Origin of the sequence: Rhizobium mulingense (genome assembly GCF_029194105.1) — a bacterium.
Lineage (GTDB): Bacteria > Pseudomonadota > Alphaproteobacteria > Rhizobiales > Rhizobiaceae > Rhizobium > Rhizobium mulingense.
This window is the reverse complement of sequence record NZ_JARFVE010000003.1, coordinates 440,762-463,404: the sequence shown is the minus strand read 5'-3', so window position 1 is coordinate 463,404 and position 22,643 is coordinate 440,762. Positions and strand designations below refer to the sequence as shown.

The 22,643-nt window shown below is 61.1% G+C and carries 23 protein-coding genes and 1 pseudogene; 14 read left to right on the top strand and 10 right to left on the bottom strand.

What is annotated here, in order from left to right; all coding sequences use genetic code 11:
* Positions 1-46 precede the first annotated feature (46 nt).
* Both PYR71_RS07090 and PYR71_RS07085 read left to right on the top strand, forming a co-directional pair.
* Entirely contained in the window at positions 47-337 is a 291-nt protein-coding gene (locus tag PYR71_RS07090) for a DUF3175 domain-containing protein (RefSeq protein ID WP_275618776.1), read from the top strand.
* Positions 338-343: 6 nt separating this feature from the next.
* The gene (locus tag PYR71_RS07085) at positions 344-1,069 is read left to right on the top strand and encodes a glutathione S-transferase (protein ID WP_275618775.1); all 726 of its coding nucleotides are present in this window, start codon (positions 344-346) and stop codon (positions 1,067-1,069) included.
* A gap of 9 nt (positions 1,070-1,078) precedes the next feature.
* Here PYR71_RS07085 and ligD read toward each other — a convergent pair whose 3' ends face one another.
* The 9 genes from ligD to PYR71_RS07040 all read right to left on the bottom strand — a co-directional run bounded on the left by ligD (position 1,079) and on the right by PYR71_RS07040 (position 10,699).
* Positions 1,079-1,957: a non-homologous end-joining DNA ligase gene (gene ligD / locus PYR71_RS07080; RefSeq protein WP_275618774.1), complete on the bottom strand. Its 879-nt coding sequence runs from the start codon at positions 1,955-1,957 to the stop codon at positions 1,079-1,081.
* The gene (locus PYR71_RS07075) at positions 1,954-2,961 is read right to left on the bottom strand and encodes a DNA topoisomerase IB (RefSeq protein ID WP_183918920.1); all 1,008 of its coding nucleotides are present in this window, start codon (positions 2,959-2,961) and stop codon (positions 1,954-1,956) included. The genes ligD and PYR71_RS07075 overlap by 4 nt, the downstream gene beginning before the upstream one ends.
* A 15-nt stretch (positions 2,962-2,976) precedes the next feature.
* Complete coding sequence (gene glgX, locus PYR71_RS07070) at positions 2,977-5,133, bottom strand: glycogen debranching protein GlgX (RefSeq protein WP_275618773.1); 2,157 nt, start codon at positions 5,131-5,133, stop codon at positions 2,977-2,979.
* Positions 5,134-5,234: 101 nt separating this feature from the next.
* Positions 5,235-6,029: an SDR family NAD(P)-dependent oxidoreductase gene (locus tag PYR71_RS07065; RefSeq protein ID WP_275618772.1), complete on the bottom strand. Its 795-nt coding sequence runs from the start codon at positions 6,027-6,029 to the stop codon at positions 5,235-5,237.
* 194 nt (positions 6,030-6,223) lie between these two features.
* A complete protein-coding gene (locus tag PYR71_RS07060) occupies positions 6,224-7,438 on the bottom strand; it encodes an MFS transporter (RefSeq protein WP_275618771.1) in 1,215 nt (404 codons plus the stop codon).
* A 126-nt stretch (positions 7,439-7,564) separates the two neighbouring features.
* Entirely contained in the window at positions 7,565-8,047 is a 483-nt protein-coding gene (locus PYR71_RS07055; RefSeq protein WP_275618770.1) for a GNAT family N-acetyltransferase, read from the bottom strand.
* Positions 8,048-8,089: 42 nt separating this feature from the next.
* Complete coding sequence (gene pcaF, locus PYR71_RS07050; protein ID WP_183918925.1) at positions 8,090-9,295, bottom strand: 3-oxoadipyl-CoA thiolase; 1,206 nt, start codon at positions 9,293-9,295, stop codon at positions 8,090-8,092.
* Between the two features lie 10 nt (positions 9,296-9,305).
* Complete coding sequence (locus tag PYR71_RS07045; RefSeq protein WP_183918926.1) at positions 9,306-9,995, bottom strand: CoA transferase subunit B; 690 nt, start codon at positions 9,993-9,995, stop codon at positions 9,306-9,308.
* The gene (locus PYR71_RS07040; protein ID WP_275618769.1) at positions 9,992-10,699 is read right to left on the bottom strand and encodes a 3-oxoacid CoA-transferase subunit A; all 708 of its coding nucleotides are present in this window, start codon (positions 10,697-10,699) and stop codon (positions 9,992-9,994) included. Before PYR71_RS07040 ends, PYR71_RS07045 begins: the two co-directional genes overlap by 4 nt.
* 158 nt (positions 10,700-10,857) lie before the next feature.
* Between PYR71_RS07040 and PYR71_RS07035 the strand changes: the two genes are divergently transcribed.
* On the top strand, positions 10,858-11,616 hold the full coding sequence (locus tag PYR71_RS07035; RefSeq protein WP_275618768.1) for an IclR family transcriptional regulator domain-containing protein: 759 nt from the start codon (positions 10,858-10,860) through the stop codon (positions 11,614-11,616).
* A gap of 48 nt (positions 11,617-11,664) precedes the next feature.
* Here the strand turns inward: PYR71_RS07035 and PYR71_RS07030 are convergent.
* Positions 11,665-11,829: pseudogene (locus PYR71_RS07030) on the bottom strand (acid phosphatase); the annotation flags it as partial.
* A gap of 496 nt (positions 11,830-12,325) precedes the next feature.
* Between PYR71_RS07030 and PYR71_RS07025 the strand changes: the two are divergent.
* From PYR71_RS07025 to PYR71_RS06975, 11 genes are all read left to right on the top strand, one after another.
* Entirely contained in the window at positions 12,326-12,853 is a 528-nt protein-coding gene (locus tag PYR71_RS07025; protein WP_275618767.1) for a DUF4291 domain-containing protein, read from the top strand.
* A 146-nt stretch (positions 12,854-12,999) separates the two neighbouring features.
* The gene (locus PYR71_RS07020) at positions 13,000-13,926 is read left to right on the top strand and encodes an ArsR/SmtB family transcription factor (RefSeq protein ID WP_275618766.1); all 927 of its coding nucleotides are present in this window, start codon (positions 13,000-13,002) and stop codon (positions 13,924-13,926) included.
* A 210-nt stretch (positions 13,927-14,136) separates the two neighbouring features.
* Positions 14,137-15,645, top strand: coding sequence for an arabinosylfuranosidase ArfA (gene arfA, locus PYR71_RS07015; RefSeq protein WP_275618765.1), 1,509 nt, complete (start codon positions 14,137-14,139; stop codon positions 15,643-15,645).
* 184 nt (positions 15,646-15,829) lie between these two features.
* Positions 15,830-17,734, top strand: a complete 1,905-nt coding sequence (locus PYR71_RS07010; RefSeq protein WP_275618764.1) for an ABC transporter substrate-binding protein — start codon at positions 15,830-15,832, stop codon at positions 17,732-17,734.
* A gap of 109 nt (positions 17,735-17,843) precedes the next feature.
* Positions 17,844-18,848, top strand: a complete 1,005-nt coding sequence (locus tag PYR71_RS07005) for an ABC transporter permease (RefSeq protein WP_183918932.1) — start codon at positions 17,844-17,846, stop codon at positions 18,846-18,848.
* A gap of 3 nt (positions 18,849-18,851) precedes the next feature.
* Positions 18,852-19,709 carry an ABC transporter permease gene (locus tag PYR71_RS07000; protein ID WP_183918933.1) on the top strand — a complete coding sequence of 286 codons (858 nt, stop codon included), beginning with the start codon at positions 18,852-18,854 and terminating at the stop codon, positions 19,707-19,709.
* A 1-nt stretch (position 19,710) separates the two neighbouring features.
* On the top strand, positions 19,711-20,700 hold the full coding sequence (locus PYR71_RS06995; RefSeq protein ID WP_275618763.1) for an ABC transporter ATP-binding protein: 990 nt from the start codon (positions 19,711-19,713) through the stop codon (positions 20,698-20,700).
* Positions 20,697-21,509 (top strand): ABC transporter ATP-binding protein, encoded by an 813-nt coding sequence (locus tag PYR71_RS06990; protein WP_275618762.1) that lies wholly within the window; start codon positions 20,697-20,699, stop codon positions 21,507-21,509. The genes PYR71_RS06995 and PYR71_RS06990 overlap by 4 nt, the downstream gene beginning before the upstream one ends.
* A gap of 8 nt (positions 21,510-21,517) precedes the next feature.
* Complete coding sequence (locus PYR71_RS06985; RefSeq protein ID WP_275618761.1) at positions 21,518-21,679, top strand: hypothetical protein; 162 nt, start codon at positions 21,518-21,520, stop codon at positions 21,677-21,679.
* Positions 21,680-22,024 carry an ArsR/SmtB family transcription factor gene (locus tag PYR71_RS06980; RefSeq protein ID WP_275618760.1) on the top strand — a complete coding sequence of 115 codons (345 nt, stop codon included), beginning with the start codon at positions 21,680-21,682 and terminating at the stop codon, positions 22,022-22,024.
* A complete protein-coding gene (locus PYR71_RS06975; protein WP_275618759.1) occupies positions 22,017-22,520 on the top strand; it encodes an SRPBCC family protein in 504 nt (167 codons plus the stop codon). The genes PYR71_RS06980 and PYR71_RS06975 overlap by 8 nt, the downstream gene beginning before the upstream one ends.
* Positions 22,521-22,643 lie beyond the last annotated feature (123 nt).

The following is a 22,643-nucleotide window of genomic DNA, read 5'->3' as shown; positions in this document are numbered from 1 at the left end:
AAACGGCGGCGGCCTGCGCCGCCCGTGTCCGGCAGAGGATTTCGCCATGGCCAAATCAAAGAAGAAATGGTCGCAGGATGTCACCGAGCACAGCGACGCAATGGACCTGAAGGAAGGCGTGTTCAAATCGGACGATCCGAAGAAGATTGCCCGCTCGGTCAAGCATTCTGCCGAGGACAGCCATCGCCTCAAGTCCAGCCCGTTTCGCGCGGCCATGTCGATGCTGACCTTCTACATCAACCGCGCCGGCGACCAATTGACGAAAAAACGGCGGGCCACCCTTGAAGAAGCCAAGGACGAACTGCGAAAAGACTTCGGTCGTAAACCGAAGGATTAAGCTGAGATGGCCTATGAGCTTTATTACTGGGACGGCATTCAGGGGCGCGGCGAATTCGTCCGGCTCGCGCTGGAAGAGGCCGGCGCCGATTACGTCGACATTACCCGTGACCCCCGCCGCGGCACCGGTGCCATATTCGAGATCCTGGAAAGCGAAAGCGAAGCGCATATTCCCTTCGCGCCACCCTTTCTCAAGCACGGCGATCTAATCATCCCGCATGTCGCCAACATCCTGTTTTATCTCGGCCCGAGGCTGGGGCTTGCGCCTGGAGTTGAGGGCCTTCGTCATGTCGCCAACGGCCTGCAGCTCACAGTCACCGATTTCGTGGCCGAGGTGCACGACACGCATCACCCGATCGACATGGGGCGATATTACGAAGAGCAGAAGCAGGAGGCGAAGGCCCGCTCGGCGGCCTTTATCGCCCAGCGCATTCCGAAGTACCTTGGCTATTTCGAGCGTGTGCTGCGGCAAAACCCTGATGGTTCCGGCCATATGGTCGGCGGCGCGCTGACCTATGTCGACCTTTCGCTCTTCCAGGTGATCGAAGGACTGACCTATGCCTTTCCGAAGGCGATGGCGAAACGCAAGGCGGATTATCCTGCTCTGCTGACCCTGCATGCTGCGGTAGCAAAGCGGCCGAACATCGCTCGCTATCTGGCCTCCCCTCGCCGCCTCGCCTTCAACGAGGAGGGGATTTTCAGACATTATCCCGAGCTCGATAGCACGGAATGAGCGGGCCATTCATTGCAGGGGCACGGCTACATCGAAGAAATCACCCCAGGGATCGCGCGGCCTTGTCTCCAGCCGCTGCGGCACATTGGCGAGAGTGAAGGCGGCCGGACCGTTGAGTTCCTTCAGGTCGGACCAGTCGAGCGGCATCGACACCGGCGCACCCGGCCGCGCCCGCGTCGAATAGGGCGCGACCGCCGTGCTGCCGCGGCCGTTGCGGAGATAATCGATATAGATATGCCCACCGCGTTTTGTCTTCGTCGCGGTTGCCAGATATTTCTCCGGCGCGTCGGCCGACATGCTTTCAGCCAGAGCGTGGGCAAAATCCTTCACCTCGGCCCAACCGGCCTTCGGCGCAAGCGGCGCCACCACATGTAGTCCCTTGCCGCCGGAGGTCTTGACGAAGGCGGCAAGCCCGCGGGCTTCCAGCCGCGCCTTTACGTCAAGTGCAGCCGATGTCACCGTGCTCCAGGCCACGTCCTCGCCGGGATCGAGATCCATGATGATCATATCGGGTCTTTCCCAATGATCAGTCGTCGTGCCCCAGGGATGAATTTCAAGCGCCGCCGATTGCACCAGCGCGACAAGCCCGTCGAAATCGGAGATGCGCAGCAGTTTCTCGCCGTCCGTGTCCTGCGGGTCGGCGATCTCCTCGACATGGGAATTCATGCCTTTCCAGCCGTGTTTCTGGAAAAATCGCTGGTGGCTTTTAATGCCGTCCGGCAGGCGCAACAGCGCCAACGGCCGGTTGACGAGATAAGGTGCCATGAAACGCCAGACAGCGGCGTAATAATCCGCCAGCTTCTGCTTGGTCACACCCTCGTCCGGCCAGTAAAGCCGGTCGGGATGGGTCAGGGATACGTCCGATGTCGGCGGGTTTGCAGGGCTCATTCCTCGATCTCGCGTGTCAGGAAATCAAGTAGCCTATTTTCTTCCGCCCGCAAGCCTCGCAGCGGCTCGTTGCGACCCTCGATCACAGGATGGTCATTGCCGGCGAGCGCGATGATCGCCGGATGGATGTAGCTCGAGCGTGAAATTGCCGGCGTATTGTGCAGCGCCTCGGCTGCCGCCTCCGACATTTCCTTGACCGTCGGCCGGCCGCCGCCGGCAATTTTTTCGCGGGCCGCGCCGAAGGCTGCCAGCGATCCGGCCCAGGTGCGGAATGTCTTGGCGGAAATCGGAATACCCGATATCTCCGCCAGATAGGCATTCAGCCGGCCGGAATCGACGGGTTTCAACGCGCCGCTCTCATCCTTCCAGACGAAGAGCTGCCGGCCGGGCAGATCGGCGATCTCTTCGAGGATCTTCTGCAATCTGGGATGCTTGAGGCTGCGCTGGACGCGCTTGCCGCCCTTGGCGCGGAACTTCAGCTCGATCCGCCCATCAACGATCCTCAGGTGCCGCTTCAACAGCGTCGTTGCGCCATAGGTGCCGTTCTCCCTGACATAGGCCTGGTTGCCGACCCGCAGATGCGCTTCGTCGAGCAGTGTCGTCAAAGCAGCCAACACGCCGTTGACATCTTCCGTGCCGGTGTCGAGATGACGCAGCACGGTGCGGCGAATCTTCGGCAATGCCCGGCCGAATTCGATCAGCTGATGGAATTTTCCGGCGCTGCGGAAGGATTGCCAGTCCTTGTGATAACGGTATTGCTTGCGCCCGCGCGCATCGAAGCCGGTCGCCTGGAGATGGCCGTTCTCGTAAAGGCAGATCCAGACATTCTCATAGGCCGGCGGCAGGCCGAGCGCGCCGATGCGTGCCCGCTGCACCTCGTCGGATAAGGTCGTGCCATCAGGCATCACATAGCTGAAGCCCTTGCCTTTCCTTCGCCTGCGAATGCCGGGCTCGGTATCGCTGACATAGATTAGACCCAGTTCGGTGATGGCTTCGGCATTCATACTTTCGATGACCTACTATCGGGTCCTGAAACCAAACTGGAACCAGCGGCGGCGCTCGGCCTTGGTCGCGTCTTTCGGCGGTTCAGCCTGCTCCCTCGGTGCGAAGACCGCGACACTCTGAGCGTAAACCATCGCCGGATTTTCCGGATCATGCACCTGAAAGGCGTTCGTCTCCATTCCGGTATCCAGAACTCTGGACCATTGGCTCACGCCGTTGACGCCAGGCAGGTGGACTTCGCAGTCGCCGCCAGCGTTGAAGACCAGGAAAAGATCGTCCATCTTTTCGGTGTCCATCGCGTGCACGCTCTTCGAGACATAAACGCCGATGACCTGTAATCCATCATCATTCCAGGCCCCGTCGTCCATGAAACTACCGTCCGGCTTGTACCAGGCGATCTCGATGCGGCCATCCTCGCTCGTCTCACCCGTCAAGAACCGCTCTTGCCGCAGGACGGGATGCACCTTGCGGAAGGCGACGGCCTGCCGACAGAAATCGAGAAATGGATCGTCGAGCCCCTCCCAACTCGTCCAGCCGATCTCGTTGTCCTGACAATAGGCGTTGTTGTTGCCGCCCTGACTGTTGCCGAGCTCGTCACCGGCAAGGATCATCGGCACGCCCTGAGACAACATCAGCGTCGCCATCATGTTGCGCCGCCGGCGTGCGCGCGCCGCATTGATTTCTGCATTGTCGGTGGCGCCCTCGGCACCCATATTATCGGAATGATTGTCCGAATGGCCGTCCCGGTTGTCCTCGCCATTCGCCTCATTGTGCTTGCCGTCGAAGGACACCGTGTCCATCAGCGTGAAGCCGTCATGGGCCGACAGGAGATTGATCGAAGAGGTCGCTCCCCGGTCCGAATGGTTGAACTGCGGCGCCGAGCCAGTGATGCGCGCCGCCAGCTCCGACACCATGCCCCCGTCGCCTTTCCAGAAGCGGCGCACGTCGTCCCGGAACTTGTCGTTCCATTCGCGGAAAGGATGGGGGAAACCGCCGACCTGATAGCCGCCCGCGCCAATATCCCAGGGTTCTGCGATCAGCTTGACCCCGGAAAGGATCGGATCCTGGCGGATAGCGCCAAAGAACAGGCCCTGGCGGTCGAACTCCAGATCCTGCCGGCCGAGCGTGCTGGCGAGATCGAAGCGGAAACCATCAATATGCATGACGCCCACCCAGTAACGCAGGCTGTCGAGCACCATGCGCATCACCATCGGATTGGCGACATTCAGCGTATTGCCGGTGCCTGTCGTATCGAAGGTGTGGCGCGGATCATCGGGAGAAAGGATATAATAGCTCGCATTATCGAGCCCGCGAAAGGAGAGCGTCGGTCCTTTCTCACTGCCTTCGGCCGTATGGTTATAGACCACATCCATGATCACCTCGATGCCGGCGGCATGAAACCGCTTCACCATGGTCTTGATCTCGGTGATCTTGTCGCCGGACAGATAACGCGATTGCGGCGCGAAGAATCCAAGCGTCTGGTAGCCCCAATAGTTCCTCAGGTTCTTTTCCAAGAGATAGCGGTCGTCGAGGAAATACTGGATCGGCAGAAGCTCGATCGCGGAAATCCCGAGCTTGACGAGGTGGTCAATGATCGGGTCGCTGCACATGCCGAGGAAGGTGCCGCGCAGCCGGTCAGGCACTTTCGGATGCGTCATCGTCAGGCCGCGCACATGCGCCTCGTAGATGATGGTGTCTGGCCAGGGCCGGCGGATTGCTTCTTCACCCGCCCAGTCGAAGTCCGGATCCTGCACAACGCTCTTGACCATGAATGGCGCGCTGTCTCGATCGTCGAAGGAAAGATCGTCCTCGCCGATCCGATAGCCGAATAGAGAATCGTGCCATTGGAGCTCGCCCGTTACTTGTTTTGCATAGGGGTCGAGCAGAAGCTTGTTCGGATTGAAACGGTGGCCGGCGCCGGGGTTGTAGGGGCCGTGGGCGCGATAGCCGTATACGGTTCCCGGTCCGATGCCGGCAATATAGCCCGACCAGATGTCGCCCTCGCGTTTCGGCAGAGGCAGCCGCGCGATCTCATCCTTTCCGTCGGGGGAAAAGAGGCAGAGCTCGATCTGTTCCGCATGGGCCGAGAAGACGGCGAAGTGGGTGCCTGAGCCGATATATTCCGCCCCGAGCTCCGGTTTGAGGAAGTCGAGTTCCGAAAATGAAAAGCTCATGGTGCCCCGCTTGAAAATATGGCCAAGCGGGAAACGTGACGGCGTTTCGAAAGTTCCCTGCGGAGAGGCAAAAGGAAAGAGAGCGCCTCCGGAGGTATGCTTTATGGCATCAGCTGGCCGCCATTGACCTCGATGATCTGGCCCGTGATATAGCCGGACAGTGTCGGCGAGGCGAGGAAGAGATAAGCGCCGACGCAATCCTCCGATGTGCCGACGAAGCCCATCGGGATCGACTTGCGCTGCAGCTCCATCTGCTCGTCATCCGTATAACGCTCGTGGAAGGGCGTGGCGATGACGCCCGGCGCCACGGCATTGACGCGAATCCTGTCGCCGACGAATTCCTTGGCGTGGCCGCGCGTGATGGTTGAGACGAAGCCCTTGGAAGCCGCATAGAGAATCGCGCCGTTGCCACCGCCGTTGCGTGCGGCGATGGAGGTAGTGTTGATGATGAAGCCGCCCTGCTTTTTCAGCCAGGGATGGGCCGCACGCGTCGCCGCCAGCACCGAGCGGGCATTGAGGTCCATGACCGCCGCATAATGCGCATCGGTATATTCCGAGGTCGGCTTGCGCCCCAGCATGCCGCCGGCGTTGTTGATGAGGCCGTCGAGATGACCGAAGGTCTTCGCCGTTTCTTCGACGACCCGCTCCGTCTCGCCTTCCCGCGACACGTCGCCTTGGATCAGATGCACCGTGCCGCCGGCAGTCCGGATTTCTTCGCCGAGCTTCTCCGCCGGCTCGCGGCTGGCGTTATAATGCACGCCTACCTTGGCGCCCTGCGCCGCAAAGGCGCGGGCGAGCGCCGCCCCGATCCCGGTCGAGGCGCCGGTGATCAGCAGGGCCTTGCCTGACAGATCCGGTAATTTGATAGATGCGAGCATTTGAGCAAGTTCTGTCATGGCTATAACGCCTCCCGAAAAAACCAAAGACATAGGTGATGAAACAGGCACGGGAAGTCTATCAGCCGAAACCTAACAAGGGCAATGCACGAAAGAGCGAGAGTCGAGGTCCTTGCGACACGCTCGAATTCATTTTAGCGGGCATCGTCGCCGATGCCCGCTGATGGAAGTTCACTGGACCTTGAAAGAAATCGTTAGGAAGACACGTCAAAAGCTGGCTGCGGCTTCAGGCGGGCGAGTGGCGGGAAGGCGAGCGCGATCGCCGCCGCACCCAGCCCAACCATCGCGGAGCCGATGAACAGCCAGGAATAATTGGCGAAAGTGTCGAAGATCCAGCCGCCGATGAGAGGGCCGAAGGCCATGCCGAGGCTGGAGAGCATCGTCGCCGCGCCAAGGACAGTGCCGATGATGCGCTGTCCGAAATATTCCCGCGCCAGGACGGCATAGAGCGGCATCACGCCGCCATAGGCGCTGCCGAAAATGATGGCGAGCGCGTAGAATTCGCCGAGCCTACTGACGAAGAGGTAGGTCGCGAGCGCCGCCGCCTGTACCAGCAAGCCGGCAACCAGAACCGGCTTCACGCCAATCCTGTCGGCGAGGCTGCCATAGAGCAGCCGACCGCCGAGCCCGGCCAGGCCCTCGACGCTGTAGATGCTGACGGCGGCCATCGGGGCGACGCCGCAGATCGTCGCATAGTTCACCATGTGGAAGATCGGCCCGGAATGGGCGGCGCAGCAGGCAAAGAAGGTCAGGCCGAGCACGATGAATTGCGGCGAGCGGAAGACCTTCGACAGCTGTGGCCGGGCACCATCGACCGCGAACTCAATATCGGTTTCAGCGGCAGAAGCAGGCGGACGCCGAACCAGAAAGGCAGCCGGCAGCAGCAGAACCCATACGGCAATGCCGATGATCAGCATGGCGGGACGCCATTCATATGCGGAAATAAGCCAGCGCGCGAAAGGCGAGATGGTCATCGGCGCCACGCCCATGCCGGCGGAGACGAGCGACACGGCAAGCCCGCGGTTTTCGTCGAACCAGGCGGTCGTCGCCGCGATCATCGGCGCGAAAAAGGCGCTGGCGGCCAATCCGACGAGCATGCCGTAGGTCAGCTGGAATTGCATGAGCGTGTCAGCGCGGCTCGCGAGCACCAGCGCCAGACCGAGCAGCACGGATCCGATCATCACGACGATCCGCGGACCAAAGCGGTCGCTGGCAGCACCCCAGAGGAAGCCGCCGATGCCCATGACGATGAAATTCAGCGTCATCGCGCTGGCAATCCCGACATGCGACCAGCCGGTCGCGCTGGCGATCGGTTCCTGAAAAATTGCCAGCGAGAACATCGCACCGATTGCCACGCACGACATCAAAGCGCCGACGGCGACGATGACCCAACGATAGGAAACACCCATGGCTTAAACCTCCCTGCCGACGGAGTGATCGCGAGGCATGCGGCCGGCCGCATCTCGCCTACGATCAAAGACGTTTGGACCGTTGCAATTTCGACAGCGCCGTCACATCTTTTTTTCCGTACGATCCTACAGGGTTCGAAACATTACCAGTGCGTCGACATAACCTTCGGTCGGATGGAGGAAGACGGCGGGAAGCCGGCCGACGATCTCGAAGCCGAGCGATTGCCAAAGCGCAACGGCGCGGCGATTGTTGCTGACAACGAAATTAAACTGCATGGCCCGGAAGCCCCTGGCGCGGGCATGCTCCAGCGAATGTTCGTGCATGCGGCGGGCGACGCCACGGCCGCTCGCGGCAGGATCGGTCATGTAGCCGCAATTGCAGACATGGCGCCCGCCGCCGGCCTGATTGGCCTTGATATAATAGGTGCCGAGGATGACGCCATCCTCTTCAGCGACGAAGGTCTCGCGGTCCGGCCCCATCCAGTAGGCGAGCGCATCGGCTTCCGAGAGATCGCGGTCGAGCGCATAGGTCTCGCCGGCACGGATCGTCGGCCCGATGATCCTCCAGATGGCACTCCGGTCGTCGTTGTTCGCAGGTCGGATCAGCATGCCCGGTTTCTATCGAAGCACGACGCGGCGCGCAACGGCGTGTCAAGCCCTTTCGAGCGCGATCGCAATGCCTTGACCGACGCCTATGCACATCGTCGACAGCGAATATTTTCCGCCGGTCTCCACAAGCTCGAGCGCCGCCGTGCCGGTGATGCGGGCGCCCGACATACCCAGGGGATGGCCGAGCGCGATCGCGCCGCCATTGCGATTGACCCGCTGATCGTCATCGGCGATGCCGAGCGCGCGCAGCACCGCCAGCCCCTGGCTGGCAAAGGCCTCGTTGAGTTCGATGACGTCGAACTGTTCCTGGGTCATGCCGAGCCGGGCCATCAGCTTGCGCGAGGCCGGGATCGGGCCGATGCCCATGACGCGAGGCGGAACCGCGGCGGTGGCGCCGCCGAGAATGCGGGCGATCGGTGTCAGGCCGTATTTCCGCGCCGCCGCTTGCGAAGCGACAATCAGCGCCGCCGCGCCGTCATTGACGCCGGAGGCATTGCCTGCGGTGACCGTGCCCCCCTCTTTCTTGAAAGGTGTGGCAAGTTTCGCCAGCGCTTCCAACGTCGTCGCGCGCGGATGCTCGTCCCTGTCGACGACGACGGGATCGCCCTTTCGCTGCGGAATGGTGACCGGGGTAATCTCCTTCGCCAGACGTCCGCTTGCCTGGGCGGCGGCGGCCTTGGCCTGGCTGCGCACCGCAAAGGCATCTTGGTCCTCGCGGCTGACATGATAATCCGCGGCGACGTTTTCGCCGGTCTCCGGCATGGAATCGACGCCATACTGCTTCTTCATCACAGGATTGACGAAACGCCAGCCGATCGTGGTGTCGTGAATTTCGGCCACGCGCGAAAAGGCCGTCTCGGCCTTCGGCATGACGAAGGGCGCGCGTGACATGCTTTCGACGCCGCCGGCGATCATCAGTTCGGCCTCGCCGGCGCGGATGGCGCGTGCAGCCGTGATCACCGCATCCATGCCGGAGCCGCACAGCCGGTTGATCGTCGTGCCCGGCACGGCGATCGGCAGGCCGGCCAAGAGCGCCGACATGCGCGCGACATTGCGGTTGTCCTCACCCGCCTGGTTGGCGCAGCCGAAAATAACGTCGTCGACGGCTTCCCAGTCGACGGCGCCGTTGCGCTGCATCAGCGCCTTCAGCGGGATGGCGCCGAGATCGTCGGCGCGCACCTGCGAGAGCGAGCCGGCGAAGCGGCCGATCGGCGTCCTGACATAGTCGCAGATAAAGGCTTCGGTCATGGCTTTTCCTTTAGAGTTTCGGAACGACGAGATCGGCAACCGGCCCTTCGACATGAAGCGGCGCACCCGTCATCGCCTGCAATTCCTCCTCAGACATCGCAGCCAGCTTTTCGCGTAGGACAAAGCGCCCATCGACGATGTCGATGACAGCGTGGCTGGTGTAGACCCGGGTGATGCAGGCCACGCCCGTCAGCGGGAAGGTGCATTTCTCCACCAGCTTCGGCTCGCCCGTCTTGGTGACGTGCTCGGTGATGACGCAGACCTGCTTGGCGCCGTGCACGAGATCCATGGCGCCGCCGACAGCAGGGACGCCCTTACTGCCCACCCGCCAGTTGGCGAGATCGCCATTCTGCGCGACCTGATATGCACCGAGGATGGCGACGTCGAGATGGCCGCCACGCACCATGGCGAAACTGTCGGCGTGGTGGAAGAAGGCAGCGCCCGGCTTCAGCGTCACCGCCTTCTTGCCGGCATTGATCAGATCCCAGTCTTCTTCACCTTCCGCCGGAGGCTCGCCGAAATTAAGGATGCCGTTTTCGGTATGAAAGATCGCTTGGCGGCCGGGCGGCTGATAACGGGCGACCATTTCCGGAAAACCGATGCCGAGGTTCACATAGGCGCCGTCGGCGATGTCCTGGGCGGCGCGCCAGGCGATCTGCGCATTGGAAAGCTTGATGTCTTCTCTGGTATCGACGGTCATACGTAGGCCACTCCGGCTCGAATGAGCTCTTCTTCCTGCTGCGGATTGGCAACGGCGACGACGCGGTCGACGAAGATGCCGGGGGTCACCACATGCTCGGGATCGATGCCGCCGGCCGGCAAGATCGACGAGACCTGGGCGATGGTCTTTTCCGCCGCCATGCACATCAGCGGATTGAAATTGCGGCCGGCCTTGTTGTAGGTGAGGTTGCCGTGTGTGTCGCCGACCGCAGCCTTGACGATGGCGAAATCGGCCTTCAGCCAGCGTTCCTGCACATAATGGCGGCCGTCGAATTCGGCGATGACCTTGCCCTCGGCGAGTTCGGTGCCATAGGCCGTCGGCGTGTAAAAGGCCGGAATGCCGGCCCCACCGGCGCGGATGCGTTCGGCAAGCGTTCCCTGCGGCACCAGTTCGAGCTCGATTTCGCCGGCCAGATATTTGTCGGAGAAGGCGCGCGGATCCGACGAGCGCGGGAACGAGCAGATCATCTTTCTGATCATGCCGGCATCGATCATCGCGGCGATGCCGATGCGGCCGTTGCCGGCATTGTTGTTGATGACGGTGAGATCCTTGCAACCCTTGTCGATCAAGGCGTGGATCAATTCGATCGGCGCGCCCGAACCGCCGAAACCACCGATCATGACGGTCGCGCCGTCGCCAATCTCGGAGACAGCCTCTGCCGTGCTCGCGACTGTCTTGTCCATTTGCCGGATATCTCCTTGACTCGATCGGCCAGACGCCTGCCTGTGCCGTCCTCTTGTTCAGAGATAAAGCGCAGCAGGGGCATTCTGCAAGATCATTTGTGCGATATTTGACATTTGTTCATATGTCGCACAAAATCCCAACATCGATTGGAGAACCCATGCGTGAAACCGATTTCGTCAGCGGCTTTGCCCGCGGCCTGAAAGTCATCGAAGCCTTCGGCGAGACGCGGCAGCGGCTTTCCATTGCCGAAGCTTCGAAGCTGACGGATCTCGACCGCGCCACCGTGCGCCGCTCGCTGCTGACGCTCGCCGAACTCGGCTATGCCGATTATGACGGTAAGTTCTTCACCCTGACGCCGAAGATCCTGCGGCTCGGCCATGCCTATCTCTCAGCGACGCCGTTGCCGGCGCTGTTGCAGCCGCATCTCGATCATCTCTCGGAACGCGCCGGCCAGAGCGCTTCGGCCTCCGTCCTCGACGGCATCGACATCGTCTATGTCGCCCGGGCCTCGCAGCGACGGGTCATGTCAATCAATCTCACCCCGGGCAGCCGCCTGCCGGCCTATTGCGCCTCGATGGGCCGCGTGCTGCTCGCAGCTCTTCCCGAAAGCCAGGCCCGCGCCATCCTTGCCCGCAGCGAGCTGAGGCAAAACACAGCGAATACCAAGACCGATCCCGAGGAACTCATTGCCGAATTCCGGCGCGTGCGCGCCGAAGGCTACGCCGTCATCGATCAGGAGCTCGAACTCGGTCTCTGCTCGATCGCCGTGCCCGTGGAGAACGACCGCGGCGTAACGGTCGCGGCGATCAATATCGGCGCGCCGGCCGCCCTCGTCCCGGCGGCGGAGATGAAGGCGCGCTATCTGTCAATGCTGAAGGAAACGCAGGCCGCATTGCGGCCGCTCCTGCACCGTTGACGGCAGGTTTAAAGCGAGCGGCCCCGTTGCCGGAGTCGCTCGCAGCGGTTAATGCGTCAGGTCGAGCGCGGCGGTCAGGTCACCCATCGGCGGGCGGCCATTATCGCTCAGCGCCTTGTCGCGGGCGACGATACCCGGCAGGACTGGCAGATCGTATCGGGCGGTGATGAGGCGTATGATCGAGGTCGTCTCGTACTGGGTATGATCGACCGACAAAGACTGGCGGGCACCATAGGCAGCGACACCGTCGCCACTTGACGGATGCCGATTTACACCCGGAGGCGGTGGCGCAGGCATTGAAGAATTTCCACCGCCGCCTTACCACTGAATGGCTAAGGATTACAACGATCTCGGCGACATTGATCGCTCAGATGCCAGCTCCGCCTGATTATGCCGCATCGTCGCGACCGGCTCCAACGCCGTGCAACGATGAAAGCGTTGTCCTCCCCCGATTGCTTGCAGCGCACCTATTGATGCATCAACCATTGCTAAAACCACTTACGCAACTCCGAGCAAGATGGAAGGCCTCGAATTTCCGCCGGTTGCTTACACCTCGCCATCTGGCGTAATCACACCGCCGAGGCGCTGATCGCCGCTGATGAAAATTCGGCCGCGGGTCAGCTCCCGAAGCCAGATCTGTTAAGTGAGGCCGATGAACCTGATTCCAGAACATCAAATTCGAGCCGTCTACGACGAATAAACGATCCGGGTGTATCAAGCCTATAGCGACCAGATCGCCGATGCGGCTCTGCGTCAGGGCACATTCGCTTCGCCGCCCTTCAAGATAGATCGCATGACCTGGATCAAGCCTTCATTCCTGTGGATGATGTATCGCGCAGGATGGGGCCTGAAGGATGTCGGGCAAGCCCGTATTTTGGCGATTGATATTTCGCGCGAAGGCTTTGAGTGGGCCTTAAAACATAGCTGCCTGAGCCATCCCGACGCATCAATGAGCAAGGACGAATGGCTGCGCGTCATAGAGACTACCCCCGTGCGCATCCAGTGGGACCCCGATAGGGACTTAAAACTTCAGCCGCAACCGTATCGTGCGATTCAAATCGGCTTGAGCAAGCAGGCCGTGGAGCTCTATGTCCGGCAATGGATCGAACGCATTTCCGACATCACCTCGGATGCCCACGACATTCATGCGCTTGTACTCCAGGGGAAGTTCGAAGCAGCGCAAAATAGGCTGCCTATGGAGCGGCACTATTATCCCGAGGGCGCTGTCAAAACCTAGCCGCTGCTAGTCGACCTTCATTCAGGTCTGCCAGCGGGTCCTTCCCATAGGGATCCGCGTCGCATTATTCCTCCGGTCACTTCAAGTCCCCTACTTGATGTATCATAATTTCCGATATACATCATTTCATCGGAATCATTGGGGGAATGATGGAACGTTCGTTTTTAACGATCGCCGCAGGCGAGAATAGTGAGGCGATCCGCGCACTTTCTGCCCCGGCGCGGATCGAGATTCTCAAGCTGCTCTGCGCCAAGGGGCCGCTCAACATCAACGATATCGCCCAGACGCTTTCCCTGCCGCAATCCACCGTTGCCACCGGCATCCAGATCCTGGAAGATGCTGGACTTGTCGATGCCCGGCTGGCCAGGGCCCGCAAGGGCAACCAGAAGATCTGCTCGGCGGTCTATAGTGAAATCCTGATCAGCTTCGAGGAAAGTGCGGCGCAGCGGGCGAACAACATCATCGAGGTCGAGATGCCGGTGGGGCTCTATACGAGCTGCGACGTGCATGCGCCCTGCGGTCTCTGCTCGACCGAAAGCGTCATCGGACCGCTCGATGTGCCCGACTATTTCCTCGACCCGCAGCGCATGCAGGCGGGGCTCGTCTGGTTCGGCCGCGGTTATGTCGAATATAAATTTCCCAACAACGCCAAGGTGTTGAACAAGGAAATTCGGGCGATCGAATTTTCGCTGGAGCTGTCGTCCGAGGTGCCCGGCACCAATCCGGACTGGCCCTCCGACATCACGCTCTGGGTCAACGGCATGGCGATTGGCACCTGGACGTCGCCGGGCGATTACGGCGACAAGCGCGGCGCCTTCACGCCGGCCTGGTGGAAGCTCGAGGGTTCGCAATACGGGACGATGAAGACCTGGCGGATCTCGACCCGCGGCACCTTCATCGACGGCATCGCCGCATCGAATGTCACGCTTAGCGACCTGGCTCTCGGCCAGCATTCGTCCATCCGGCTGCGCGTCGGCATCGCCGAGAATGCCGGCCATACCGGCGGGGTCAACATCTTTGGCCGCGGCTTTGGGAATCACGGCCGCGACATCATCATGCGGCTGCACGTCTGAAAATAACATATCGGATATCCTGATTTAAAAAAGTCATTTATTTCCGATTTTAGTGCCCGCTAATTTTAATCAACATGTTGTAAATTCACGATTTTATGGGTAATCCTCAATAGTATGATTAAATGCGGCACTCAGTTGACAGAACGACATTCCTGATATCAAGTTAGAGGCAAGATAACAAAATTCTTGATACATAAACGGGAGGATCCGTTGAAAACGAGTGTCGTTGCCCACCGCGATTTTCGCATCTCGACCATTGACGCCAGGCTGTACAGCTCGTTTCTCGAGCATCTCGGCAGGGCGATCTATGGCGGTATCTATGAACCAGGACATCCGACGGCCGACGAGGACGGCTTTCGCCGTGACGTGCTCGATCTGGTGCGTGAGCTCGACACACCCTACTGCCGCTATCCCGGCGGCAATTTCGTCTCTGCCTATAATTGGGAAGACGGCGTCGGCCCGCGCTCGGAGCGCCCGGTTCGCCTCGATCTTGCCTGGCGCACCCGCGAAGCCAACCAGATCGGCGTGAACGAATTCGTCGATTGGTGCAAGAAGGCCAATACCAAGCCGATGCTCGCCGTCAATCTCGGCTCCCGCGGCCTCGATGCCGCCCGGAATTTCCTGGAATATTGCAATCATCCCGGCGGCACCTACTGGTCGGACCTGCGCCGCAAACACGGCTGGTCAAACCCGCACGACGTGAAACTCTGGTGCCTCGGCAACGAGATGGACGGCCCCTGGCAGGTCGGCCACAAATCGGCCTATGAATATGGCCGGCTGGCCGACGAGACGGCGAAAGCCATGCGCGGCTTCGACAAGTCGCTCGAACTCGTCGTCTGCGGCTCGTCGAATTCCGACATGAAGACCTATCCGCAGTGGGAGGCCGAGGTTCTGGAACAGTGCTATGACAGCGCTGACTACATCTCGCTGCACATGTATTTCGCCAACCGCGAGAAGAATACGCTGAACTACCTTGCCCGGGCGACGAAACTCGACCGCTACATCACCACGATCGGCGGCGTGATCGACTACATCAAGGCGAAGAAGCGCTCGAAGAAGACGATCGGCATTTCCTTCGACGAATGGAACGTCTGGTACCATTCCAACCAGCAGGACAAGGAGATCCTGGCGCGCGACGAGTGGCCGGATGCGCCGCATCTGCTCGAGGATATCTATAATTTCGAGGACGTGCTGCAGGTTGGCGGCATCCTCAACACCTTCATCCGCCGCTCCGACCGGGTGCGGATCGCCTGCATCGCACAGCTCGTCAACGTCATCGCGCCGATCATGACCGAGGACGGCGGTGCGGCCTGGCGCCAGACGATCTATTACCCCTTCTACTACGCCTCCCGCTATGGCCGCGGATCGGCGCTGCAGCTCGTCGTCGACGGCCCGACCTATGACAGCGACGAGGAGAACGAAGTTCCCTATCTCGATGTCTCGGCCGTTCATTCCGAGGACGGCAGGACGCTCACCTTCTTTGCCGTCAACCGCCATCCGGATACGACACTCGATCTCGACGTGCGGCTGGAAGGCTTCGGCGGCGCCCGGCTGATCGAGCAGGTGGAAATGACCCATGGCGATCTCGAGGCCGTCAACACGGCGCGGCGGCCGGAGACGGTCGTGCCCGCTAAGGTCGAGAGCGCGAAAATCGAGGACGGACGGGTGCGTGCGCCGCTGAAACCGCTGTCCTATAATGTGATCCGGCTGTCGGTGTGACAGCGGCAGCCGGGCCCGATCGGCCCGGCTGAGAGAGTTCGGCTCCCTGCGAGGAGGCAGGTAGCCGGAGGGATGGTCCGCCGAAGCTGAGGGCTCGCAAGCCCGGCTTCTGCGAACCGACAACCGCGACTTGCCCATGCGTGCCAATGCGGCCGCCGCATCGTCGCTTTCAAGGGAGGAGTTCATGCAAAAGTGGAAGAGGTTTGCATTCGGCTTCGTGCTGGCTACGCTCGGTATGACCGCCGTCGCCACAGCCGAAGATTATACCTCCTTGCCGCGCAAGGAGACGCTCATCGTCGAAAATCCGGAAGGGACGATCAAGAATCCCGGCTGGTTCAACATCTGGGTCAATGGCGGCGGCGGTGTTTCCACTGGCCTGCAGCAGCTGACCATGGATACGCTCTGGTATATCGACCCCGAACAAGGGCTTGGCGGCGCGACCTGGGACAATTCGCTCGCCGCCGACAAGCCGCAATATAATGCCGACTTCACCGAGATGACCGTGAAACTGCGCAAGGGGCTCTTCTGGAGCGACGGCGTCGAGTTCACCGCCGATGACGTGGTCTATACTGTCAAGACCCAGATGGACCACCCCGGCATGATCTGGAGTGCGGCCTTCTCGGTGCAGGTGGCAAGCGTCGAGGCGACCGACCCCTATACGGTGGTGTTCAAGCTGAAGAAGCCGAATGCGCGCTTCCATTCGATCTTCACCGTGCGCTGGAACGGCGCCTGGATCATGCCGAAGCACGTGTTCGAGAAGGTCGAAGATCCGCTGCGTTATGATTTCGCCAATCCCGTTTCGCTCGGCGCCTACAAGCTGAAGGCCTACGACCCGCAGGGCAAATGGTACACCTGGGAGAAGCGCGACGACTGGCAGCGCAGCTCGCTTGCCCGCTTCGGCGAGCCGGCCCCGAAATATGTGACCTACACCGATCCCGGCCCGCCGGATAAACGCACCATCGCCCAGCTCGAGCACAATCTCGATATCATTCACGACAATACGCCGGAGGGCATGTTCACTCTCAAGGAGAAATCCAAGACCATCGAGACCTGGTTCCCGGGCTTCCCCTTCGCCCATCCGGATCCGACACTGCCGGCGGTGATTTTCAACACGCAGAATCCGCCGTTCGACAATGCCGATGTGCGCTGGGCGCTGGCGCTGTTGATCGACATCAAGGCGGTGGACATGGCGAGCTATCGCGGGACGGCGACGCTTTCCGCGCTCGGTGTGCCGCCGACGGCAGCGACGATGAAGGACTACCAGGAGCCGATGCAGGACTGGCTGAAGAACTTCGAGATCGATACCGGCAAAGAGAAGATTAAACCCTATGACCCGACGGTCGGGCAGCAGATCGCCGATCTCCTGCGCAAGCAGCCGAAGTTCAAGGACCAGATCCCGTCCGACCCGCAGGCAATCAGCAACGCCTTCGGCTACGGCTGGTGGAAGCCGAATCCGAAAGCGGCCGGTGAACTGCTTGAGAAGGCGGGCTTCAAGAAGTCGGGCGGCAAATGGATGACCCCGGACGGTCAGCCGTTCAAGATCCGGATCACGGTCGAGGGCGATACGCGCTCCGTCTTCACCCGGGCCGGCACGCTGATCGCCCAGCAATGGGCCGCCTTCGGCATCGACGCCAAAGCTGTGCCCACCGAGAAACTGTGGCAGGTGGCGCTGCAGCCCGGCGATTTCCAGGTGGCGATCGCCTGGAGCGTCGAGACCTGGGGCGGCGATCCCGATCTCTCCTTCTTCCTCGACAGCTGGCACTCGCAGTTCGTCGCCAAGAAGGGCGACGTTCAGCCGCCGCGCAATTGGCAGCGCTGGTCCAATCCGGAACTCGACAAGATCATCGAGAACATCCGCGGCATCGCCGCCGATGATCCGAAGGGCCTCGAGCTCGGCAAGGATTATCTGAAGCTCGTCGCCCGTGAAATGCCGACGATCCCGCTGATGTCCTATAACGTCTTCACCTCGATGGATACGACCTATTGGACTGGCTATCCCACCATCAAGGACCCCTATACGGATCCGGTGCCGAACTGGGCGAACTCCAGGCTGATGATGGTCAAGCTGAAGCCGGCTCAACCGAAATAACCCTCCCAACGCCGGCGCGGAGCCATCGCGCCGGCCCCCTCATCGACGGGCATGTGCCCCATGCTCGTCGATCCTTTCCAGAAAGGAAGCAGAGAGGAACTTTCGCCTTATGACGCCCTATCTGATCTTTGTGCTGAAGCGGTTTGGTCAGTTTCTGCTCGTCGTTTTTCTCGGCGTGACGATCACCTTCTTCGTCACCCACCTGACCCCGATCGATCCGGTCGAAGAAAGCATAGGCGCCATCACCCAGATGGGTCAGTCCGATCCCAACGCGATCGAGCTGATGCGCCAGTCACTGCGCGAGCTCTACGGGATGGAAGGCTCGATCTGGCAGCAATATCTGCATTTCTGGCTGCGGCTGGCGACCGGTGATCTTGGCCCGTCACTCTCGGCTTTCCCGACGCCTGTCACCACCATCATCCTGCGCTCGCTGCCCTGGACGATCGGGCTGATGGCGGTGTCGACGCTGATCACCTTCGTGCTCGGCAATGCAATCGGCGCGCTCGCCGGCTATTACCGGAAGACCATGGTGCTGAAGGCCGTCAGCCTTGTCTTCATCGCCCTGCTGCCCATCCCCTATTATATCCTGGCCTTCGTGCTTCTCATCATCTTCGGCTATCTCTGGCCGGTGCTGCCGATCAATGGCGGCTACGAGATGAACGCCAATCTCAACCTTTCCTTCGCCCTGGTGCTCGACATTCTCAAACATTCGATCCTGCCCGCCTTATCGCTGATCCTGGTCGGCGCCGGCAGCTGGCTGATCGGCATGCGGGCGCTCGTTTCCAACGTCATTACCGACGATTACGTCGTCTTCGCCGAGCTCGGCGGCGTGCCGAAGGGAAAGATCCTGCGCTCCTACATCGCCCGCAACGCCATGGTGCCGCAATTTACCGGACTTGCCATGTCGCTTGGTGGGATCTTCAACGGCACCGTCATCACCGAAATCGTCTTCGGTTATCCCGGCATCGGCAACCTTCTGATCTCGGCGGTGCATGCCGGCGATTACAGCCTGGTGCTCGGCCTCGGCGCTTTGTCGATCGTCGGCGTTGCCGCCGCTGTCTTCATCATCGACGTGCTCAGCCCGCTGATCGATCCGCGCATCAAGGTGGAATAGGCCATGTTTACGATCATCCGCGACCTCGCGCGCCAGAATATGGAATTCCTCTGCGGCCTGCTGCTCTTTGCCGTCATCGTCGCCGCCGTCATCCTCTCCTATTTCTCGCCCTATGGCGCGACCGACATCTATCTCCTGCCGCCCGACATGCCGCCGGGTAGTGAATACTGGCTCGGCACCACCTCGCGCGGCCAGGACGTGTTCTGGCAGCTGACGATTGCGCTTCGCAACACCCTGTTCTTCGGCATCGGCGTCGCCTTTCTCTCGCGCATCATCTCGCTGGTCGTCGGGCTGGTGGCCGGTTATGCCGGCGGGGCGGTCGACCGGGTGCTGATGGCGATCAACGACAGCGTCATGGTCATCCCACAATTTCCGCTGCTGATCCTGTTTTATTTCGTGCTGAAGGACAACATGACTTGGGCCGTGTTGATCGTCATCATGGCCTCGCTCGGCTGGTCTTATGACGCGCGCCTGATCCGCTCGGTGGCGCTCGGCCTGAAGAGCCGGCCGTTTACCACCCAGAGCGTCTATTCCGGCATGACCATGCGCAAGATCCTCGTCGAGGAGCACCTGCCCTATGTGCTGCCGATCGTCTTCGCCACGACGATGAACAACATGATCTGGTCGATCGGCATGGAGATCACCCTTTCGGTGCTCGGCTTCACCGACATCGAGACGCCGACCATGGGCATGATGATCTACTGGGCCAATGCGCATTCGGCGCTGATCTCGGGCATATGGTGGTGGGTGGCAGCCCCCGTCGCCGTCATCGTCATTCTCTTCCTGGCGCTCTTCCTGCTCTCCATGTCGATGAACGAATACAATGATCCGCGCAGCCGGCTCAACCGGATGGGAAGTTAGCATGGAGAATTTGGTCGAAATCCAGAACCTGAAAGCCTATTATCGCGCCTTCCTTTATGGGGTCGATCGCGAGGTGCGGGCCGTCGACGATATCAGCCTGACGATCGCTCGCGGCGAGGTCTATGGCGTCGCCGGTGAATCGAGTAGCGGCAAGACGACGCTGATCAAGACCATCGCCGGCGCCATCCGGCCGCCGCTGCGGGTCGTCTCCGGCAGCGTCAAATTCCACTTCGGCGGCGGCACCCAGGATCTCTATGCGATGACGCCGGAGGAGCGCGTGGCGCTGCGCTGGAAGCATCTCTCCTATATCATGCAGGGCTCGATGAATGTGCTCAATCCGGTGCGCCGGATCCGCCACTCCTTCACCGATTTCGCCTTCCGCCACATGACGGTCAGCAAATCAATCTTCTTCGAAAAGGTCGCCGCCCACCTGCAAAGGCTGAAACTCGATCCGCAACTGCTCGACGCTTATCCGCACGAACTTTCCGGCGGCATGCGCCAGCGCATGACCATTGCGCTCGCCACCATCCTGATGCCGGAGTTCATCATCGCCGACGAACCGACGACCGCGCTCGACGTGATCGTCCAGCGCGACGTGTTGACGATGATCCGCGACATCCAGCGCGAGATGGGCTCATCCTTCCTGTTCGTCACCCATGATATGGGTGTCCACGCCACCGTTTCCGACCGTATCGGCATCGTCTATGCCGGGCGTCTGGTCGAAGAAGCGCCGACCGCCAAGCTCTTCAGCATGCCCCTCCACCCCTATACGCAGCACCTGGTTGGCAGCCTGCCGAAGATCGGCGATGCATCGACGCGGCCATCGCTGGAGGGCCGGCCGCCGAACCTCGCCATGCCGCCCGAAGGCTGCCGCTTTCACCCGCGCTGTCCGAAGCGGATGGACATCTGCTCGCAGAAGGTGCCGCCGCTCGTCACCGTTGAGCCGGGGCGGCGCGTGGCCTGTTTTGCAGTTACGGGAGATCAGCTTTGACTGCTCTGCTTCACCTCTCGAATGTCACGAAAGTCTACCGCCAGGGCGGCATGCTCGGCCGGCGGCTGATCACGGCGGTCAAGGACGTCAGCTTCGAAGTCGGGGCCGAACCGGAGATCCTGTCGATCGTCGGCGAATCCGGCTCCGGAAAATCGACGATTGCGGCAATGATCCTCGGGCAGACCACGCCGACGGAAGGGCGGCTGGAATTTTCCGGCAAGACCGTCTCCATCCATAGCCGATCCGAACGCACAGCTTTCATGAAGGAGGTCCAGCCTGTCCTCCAGAACCCCTTCGAAGCCTTCAATCCGCTGAAACGGGTCGATCGCTACCTGTTCGAGACGGCGCGCAATTTCTATACCTCGGGAAAGCGGCCCGACCGCAAAGAGGCCGAGCGCATGGCCGATGCGGCGCTCCATCACGTCGGCCTCACGCTGGAAGAGGTGAAGGGCCGCTTTCCCCACGAACTCTCCGGCGGTCAGCTCCAGCGCGTCGCCATCGCCCGCGCGCTGATTCCGCAGCCCCGCCTGCTGGTCGCCGACGAACCGGTTTCCATGGTCGACGCCTCGCTGCGCATGGCGATCGTCAACCTGTTCGGCCGCCTGAAAAACGAACTCGGCCTTTCGATCATCTACATCACCCACGATCTCGCCACCGCCTATTACATCAGCGACAACATCATCATCATGCGCAAGGGCGAAATCGTCGAACGCGGACCTGCGCGCGCCGTGCTCGACAATCCGCAGCATCCCTATTCGCGGGCGCTGAAGGATGCGGTGCTGGCGGCGGATTTTAGTGTGGCGGTGTAGTACCCTGGTTGCTGACAATCGTTTGCCAGCGGCTCGAAAGTCCGCTTGTTGACCTGCAGACGATCTTTGCTGCCGCCGCCGCGGTGCATGACTTGGGAAATCCGATTTACGGCCTGGAAAGTTCGGAACGCTTGCGCTTCCCGCACAAGCAGGCTAAAACACTGAACTAGATGGTTCAGTATGCAAGTCCCCTCGACCTCTCGTTTGCGGCGCTGTCCGATGCAACCCGCCGCCGGATCATCGATCAGCTTGGGCGGGGGGACGCGTCGATCACCAGTCTGGCGGATCAGTTCCAGATGACGCTGACCGGCATGAAGAAGCACGTCCAAGTTCTCGAGCGGGCGGGGCTGGTCGTCACGCAGAAGGTCGGACGGGTGAGAACCTGCAAGCTTGGGACACGCGGCCTCAAGGCGGAGGCCGAGTGGATCGAGGCGCATCGCAAGCTCTTCGAGGCCCGCTTCGAAGCATTGGATGAGATCATCAGCGAAATGAAACGGGAGGGAAGCGATGACTGAGCAGGTTAACGGTGCAGTGGCTGCTGAGAACCGCACGTCGGTCGAGCGCAGAGGCGATCGCGAACTCCTGGTAACCAGGACATTCGATGCGCCGCCGAGCACGGTTTACAGGGCGTGGAGCCAGCCCGAGCTGTTCCGGCGCTGGTGGGTGCCGAAATCGGTATCCGGCGTTTCGCTCGTCTCATGCGAGATGGACGTGCGTACCGGCGGCAAATATCGGCTGGAATTCGGCGCCGCCGGTTCCGACACCATGGCCTTCTATGGCAAATATCTCGATGTGGTGCCGAACGAACGCATCGTCTGGACCAACGACGAGGGGGAAGAGGGCGCGATCACGACGGTGACCTTCGCGGATCAAGGCGGGAAGACACTCCTGACTTTCCACGAAGTCTATCCGTCCAAGCAGGCGCTTGAGGAAGCCCTGCAGGGCTCGGCGGCCGCATTGCCGGAGCAGCTGGAGCAGCTCGACGAATTGCTGTCCAGCATAGGCGGGTAGCGCCGGTCGGGGAAATCGCCTGGAGGGAGCGTCTGCTCTTGGGAAGCGGCCCCACCACCCTTTCTCGCCGAACGAGGGCGCGTTCCCGCCAGACATTAATCCTTAGTCCAAATGTTCGGGTGC

Coding starts and splice junctions, on each gene's coding strand:
- PYR71_RS07090 (WP_275618776.1), top strand. CDS start 47: ATGGCCAAATCAAAGAAGAAATGGTCGCAGGATGTCACCGAGCACAGC.
- PYR71_RS07085 (WP_275618775.1), top strand. CDS start 344: ATGGCCTATGAGCTTTATTACTGGGACGGCATTCAGGGGCGCGGCGAA.
- ligD (WP_275618774.1), bottom strand. CDS start 1,957: ATGAGCCCTGCAAACCCGCCGACATCGGACGTATCCCTGACCCATCCC.
- PYR71_RS07075 (WP_183918920.1), bottom strand. CDS start 2,961: ATGAATGCCGAAGCCATCACCGAACTGGGTCTAATCTATGTCAGCGAT.
- glgX (WP_275618773.1), bottom strand. CDS start 5,133: ATGAGCTTTTCATTTTCGGAACTCGACTTCCTCAAACCGGAGCTCGGG.
- PYR71_RS07065 (WP_275618772.1), bottom strand. CDS start 6,029: ATGACAGAACTTGCTCAAATGCTCGCATCTATCAAATTACCGGATCTG.
- PYR71_RS07060 (WP_275618771.1), bottom strand. CDS start 7,438: ATGGGTGTTTCCTATCGTTGGGTCATCGTCGCCGTCGGCGCTTTGATG.
- PYR71_RS07055 (WP_275618770.1), bottom strand. CDS start 8,047: ATGCTGATCCGACCTGCGAACAACGACGACCGGAGTGCCATCTGGAGG.
- pcaF (WP_183918925.1), bottom strand. CDS start 9,295: ATGACCGAAGCCTTTATCTGCGACTATGTCAGGACGCCGATCGGCCGC.
- PYR71_RS07045 (WP_183918926.1), bottom strand. CDS start 9,995: ATGACCGTCGATACCAGAGAAGACATCAAGCTTTCCAATGCGCAGATC.
- PYR71_RS07040 (WP_275618769.1), bottom strand. CDS start 10,699: ATGGACAAGACAGTCGCGAGCACGGCAGAGGCTGTCTCCGAGATTGGC.
- PYR71_RS07035 (WP_275618768.1), top strand. CDS start 10,858: ATGCGTGAAACCGATTTCGTCAGCGGCTTTGCCCGCGGCCTGAAAGTC.
- PYR71_RS07020 (WP_275618766.1), top strand. CDS start 13,000: ATGATGGAACGTTCGTTTTTAACGATCGCCGCAGGCGAGAATAGTGAG.
- PYR71_RS07010 (WP_275618764.1), top strand. CDS start 15,830: ATGCAAAAGTGGAAGAGGTTTGCATTCGGCTTCGTGCTGGCTACGCTC.
- PYR71_RS07005 (WP_183918932.1), top strand. CDS start 17,844: ATGACGCCCTATCTGATCTTTGTGCTGAAGCGGTTTGGTCAGTTTCTG.
- PYR71_RS07000 (WP_183918933.1), top strand. CDS start 18,852: ATGTTTACGATCATCCGCGACCTCGCGCGCCAGAATATGGAATTCCTC.
- PYR71_RS06995 (WP_275618763.1), top strand. CDS start 19,711: ATGGAGAATTTGGTCGAAATCCAGAACCTGAAAGCCTATTATCGCGCC.
- PYR71_RS06980 (WP_275618760.1), top strand. CDS start 21,680: ATGGTTCAGTATGCAAGTCCCCTCGACCTCTCGTTTGCGGCGCTGTCC.
- PYR71_RS06975 (WP_275618759.1), top strand. CDS start 22,017: ATGACTGAGCAGGTTAACGGTGCAGTGGCTGCTGAGAACCGCACGTCG.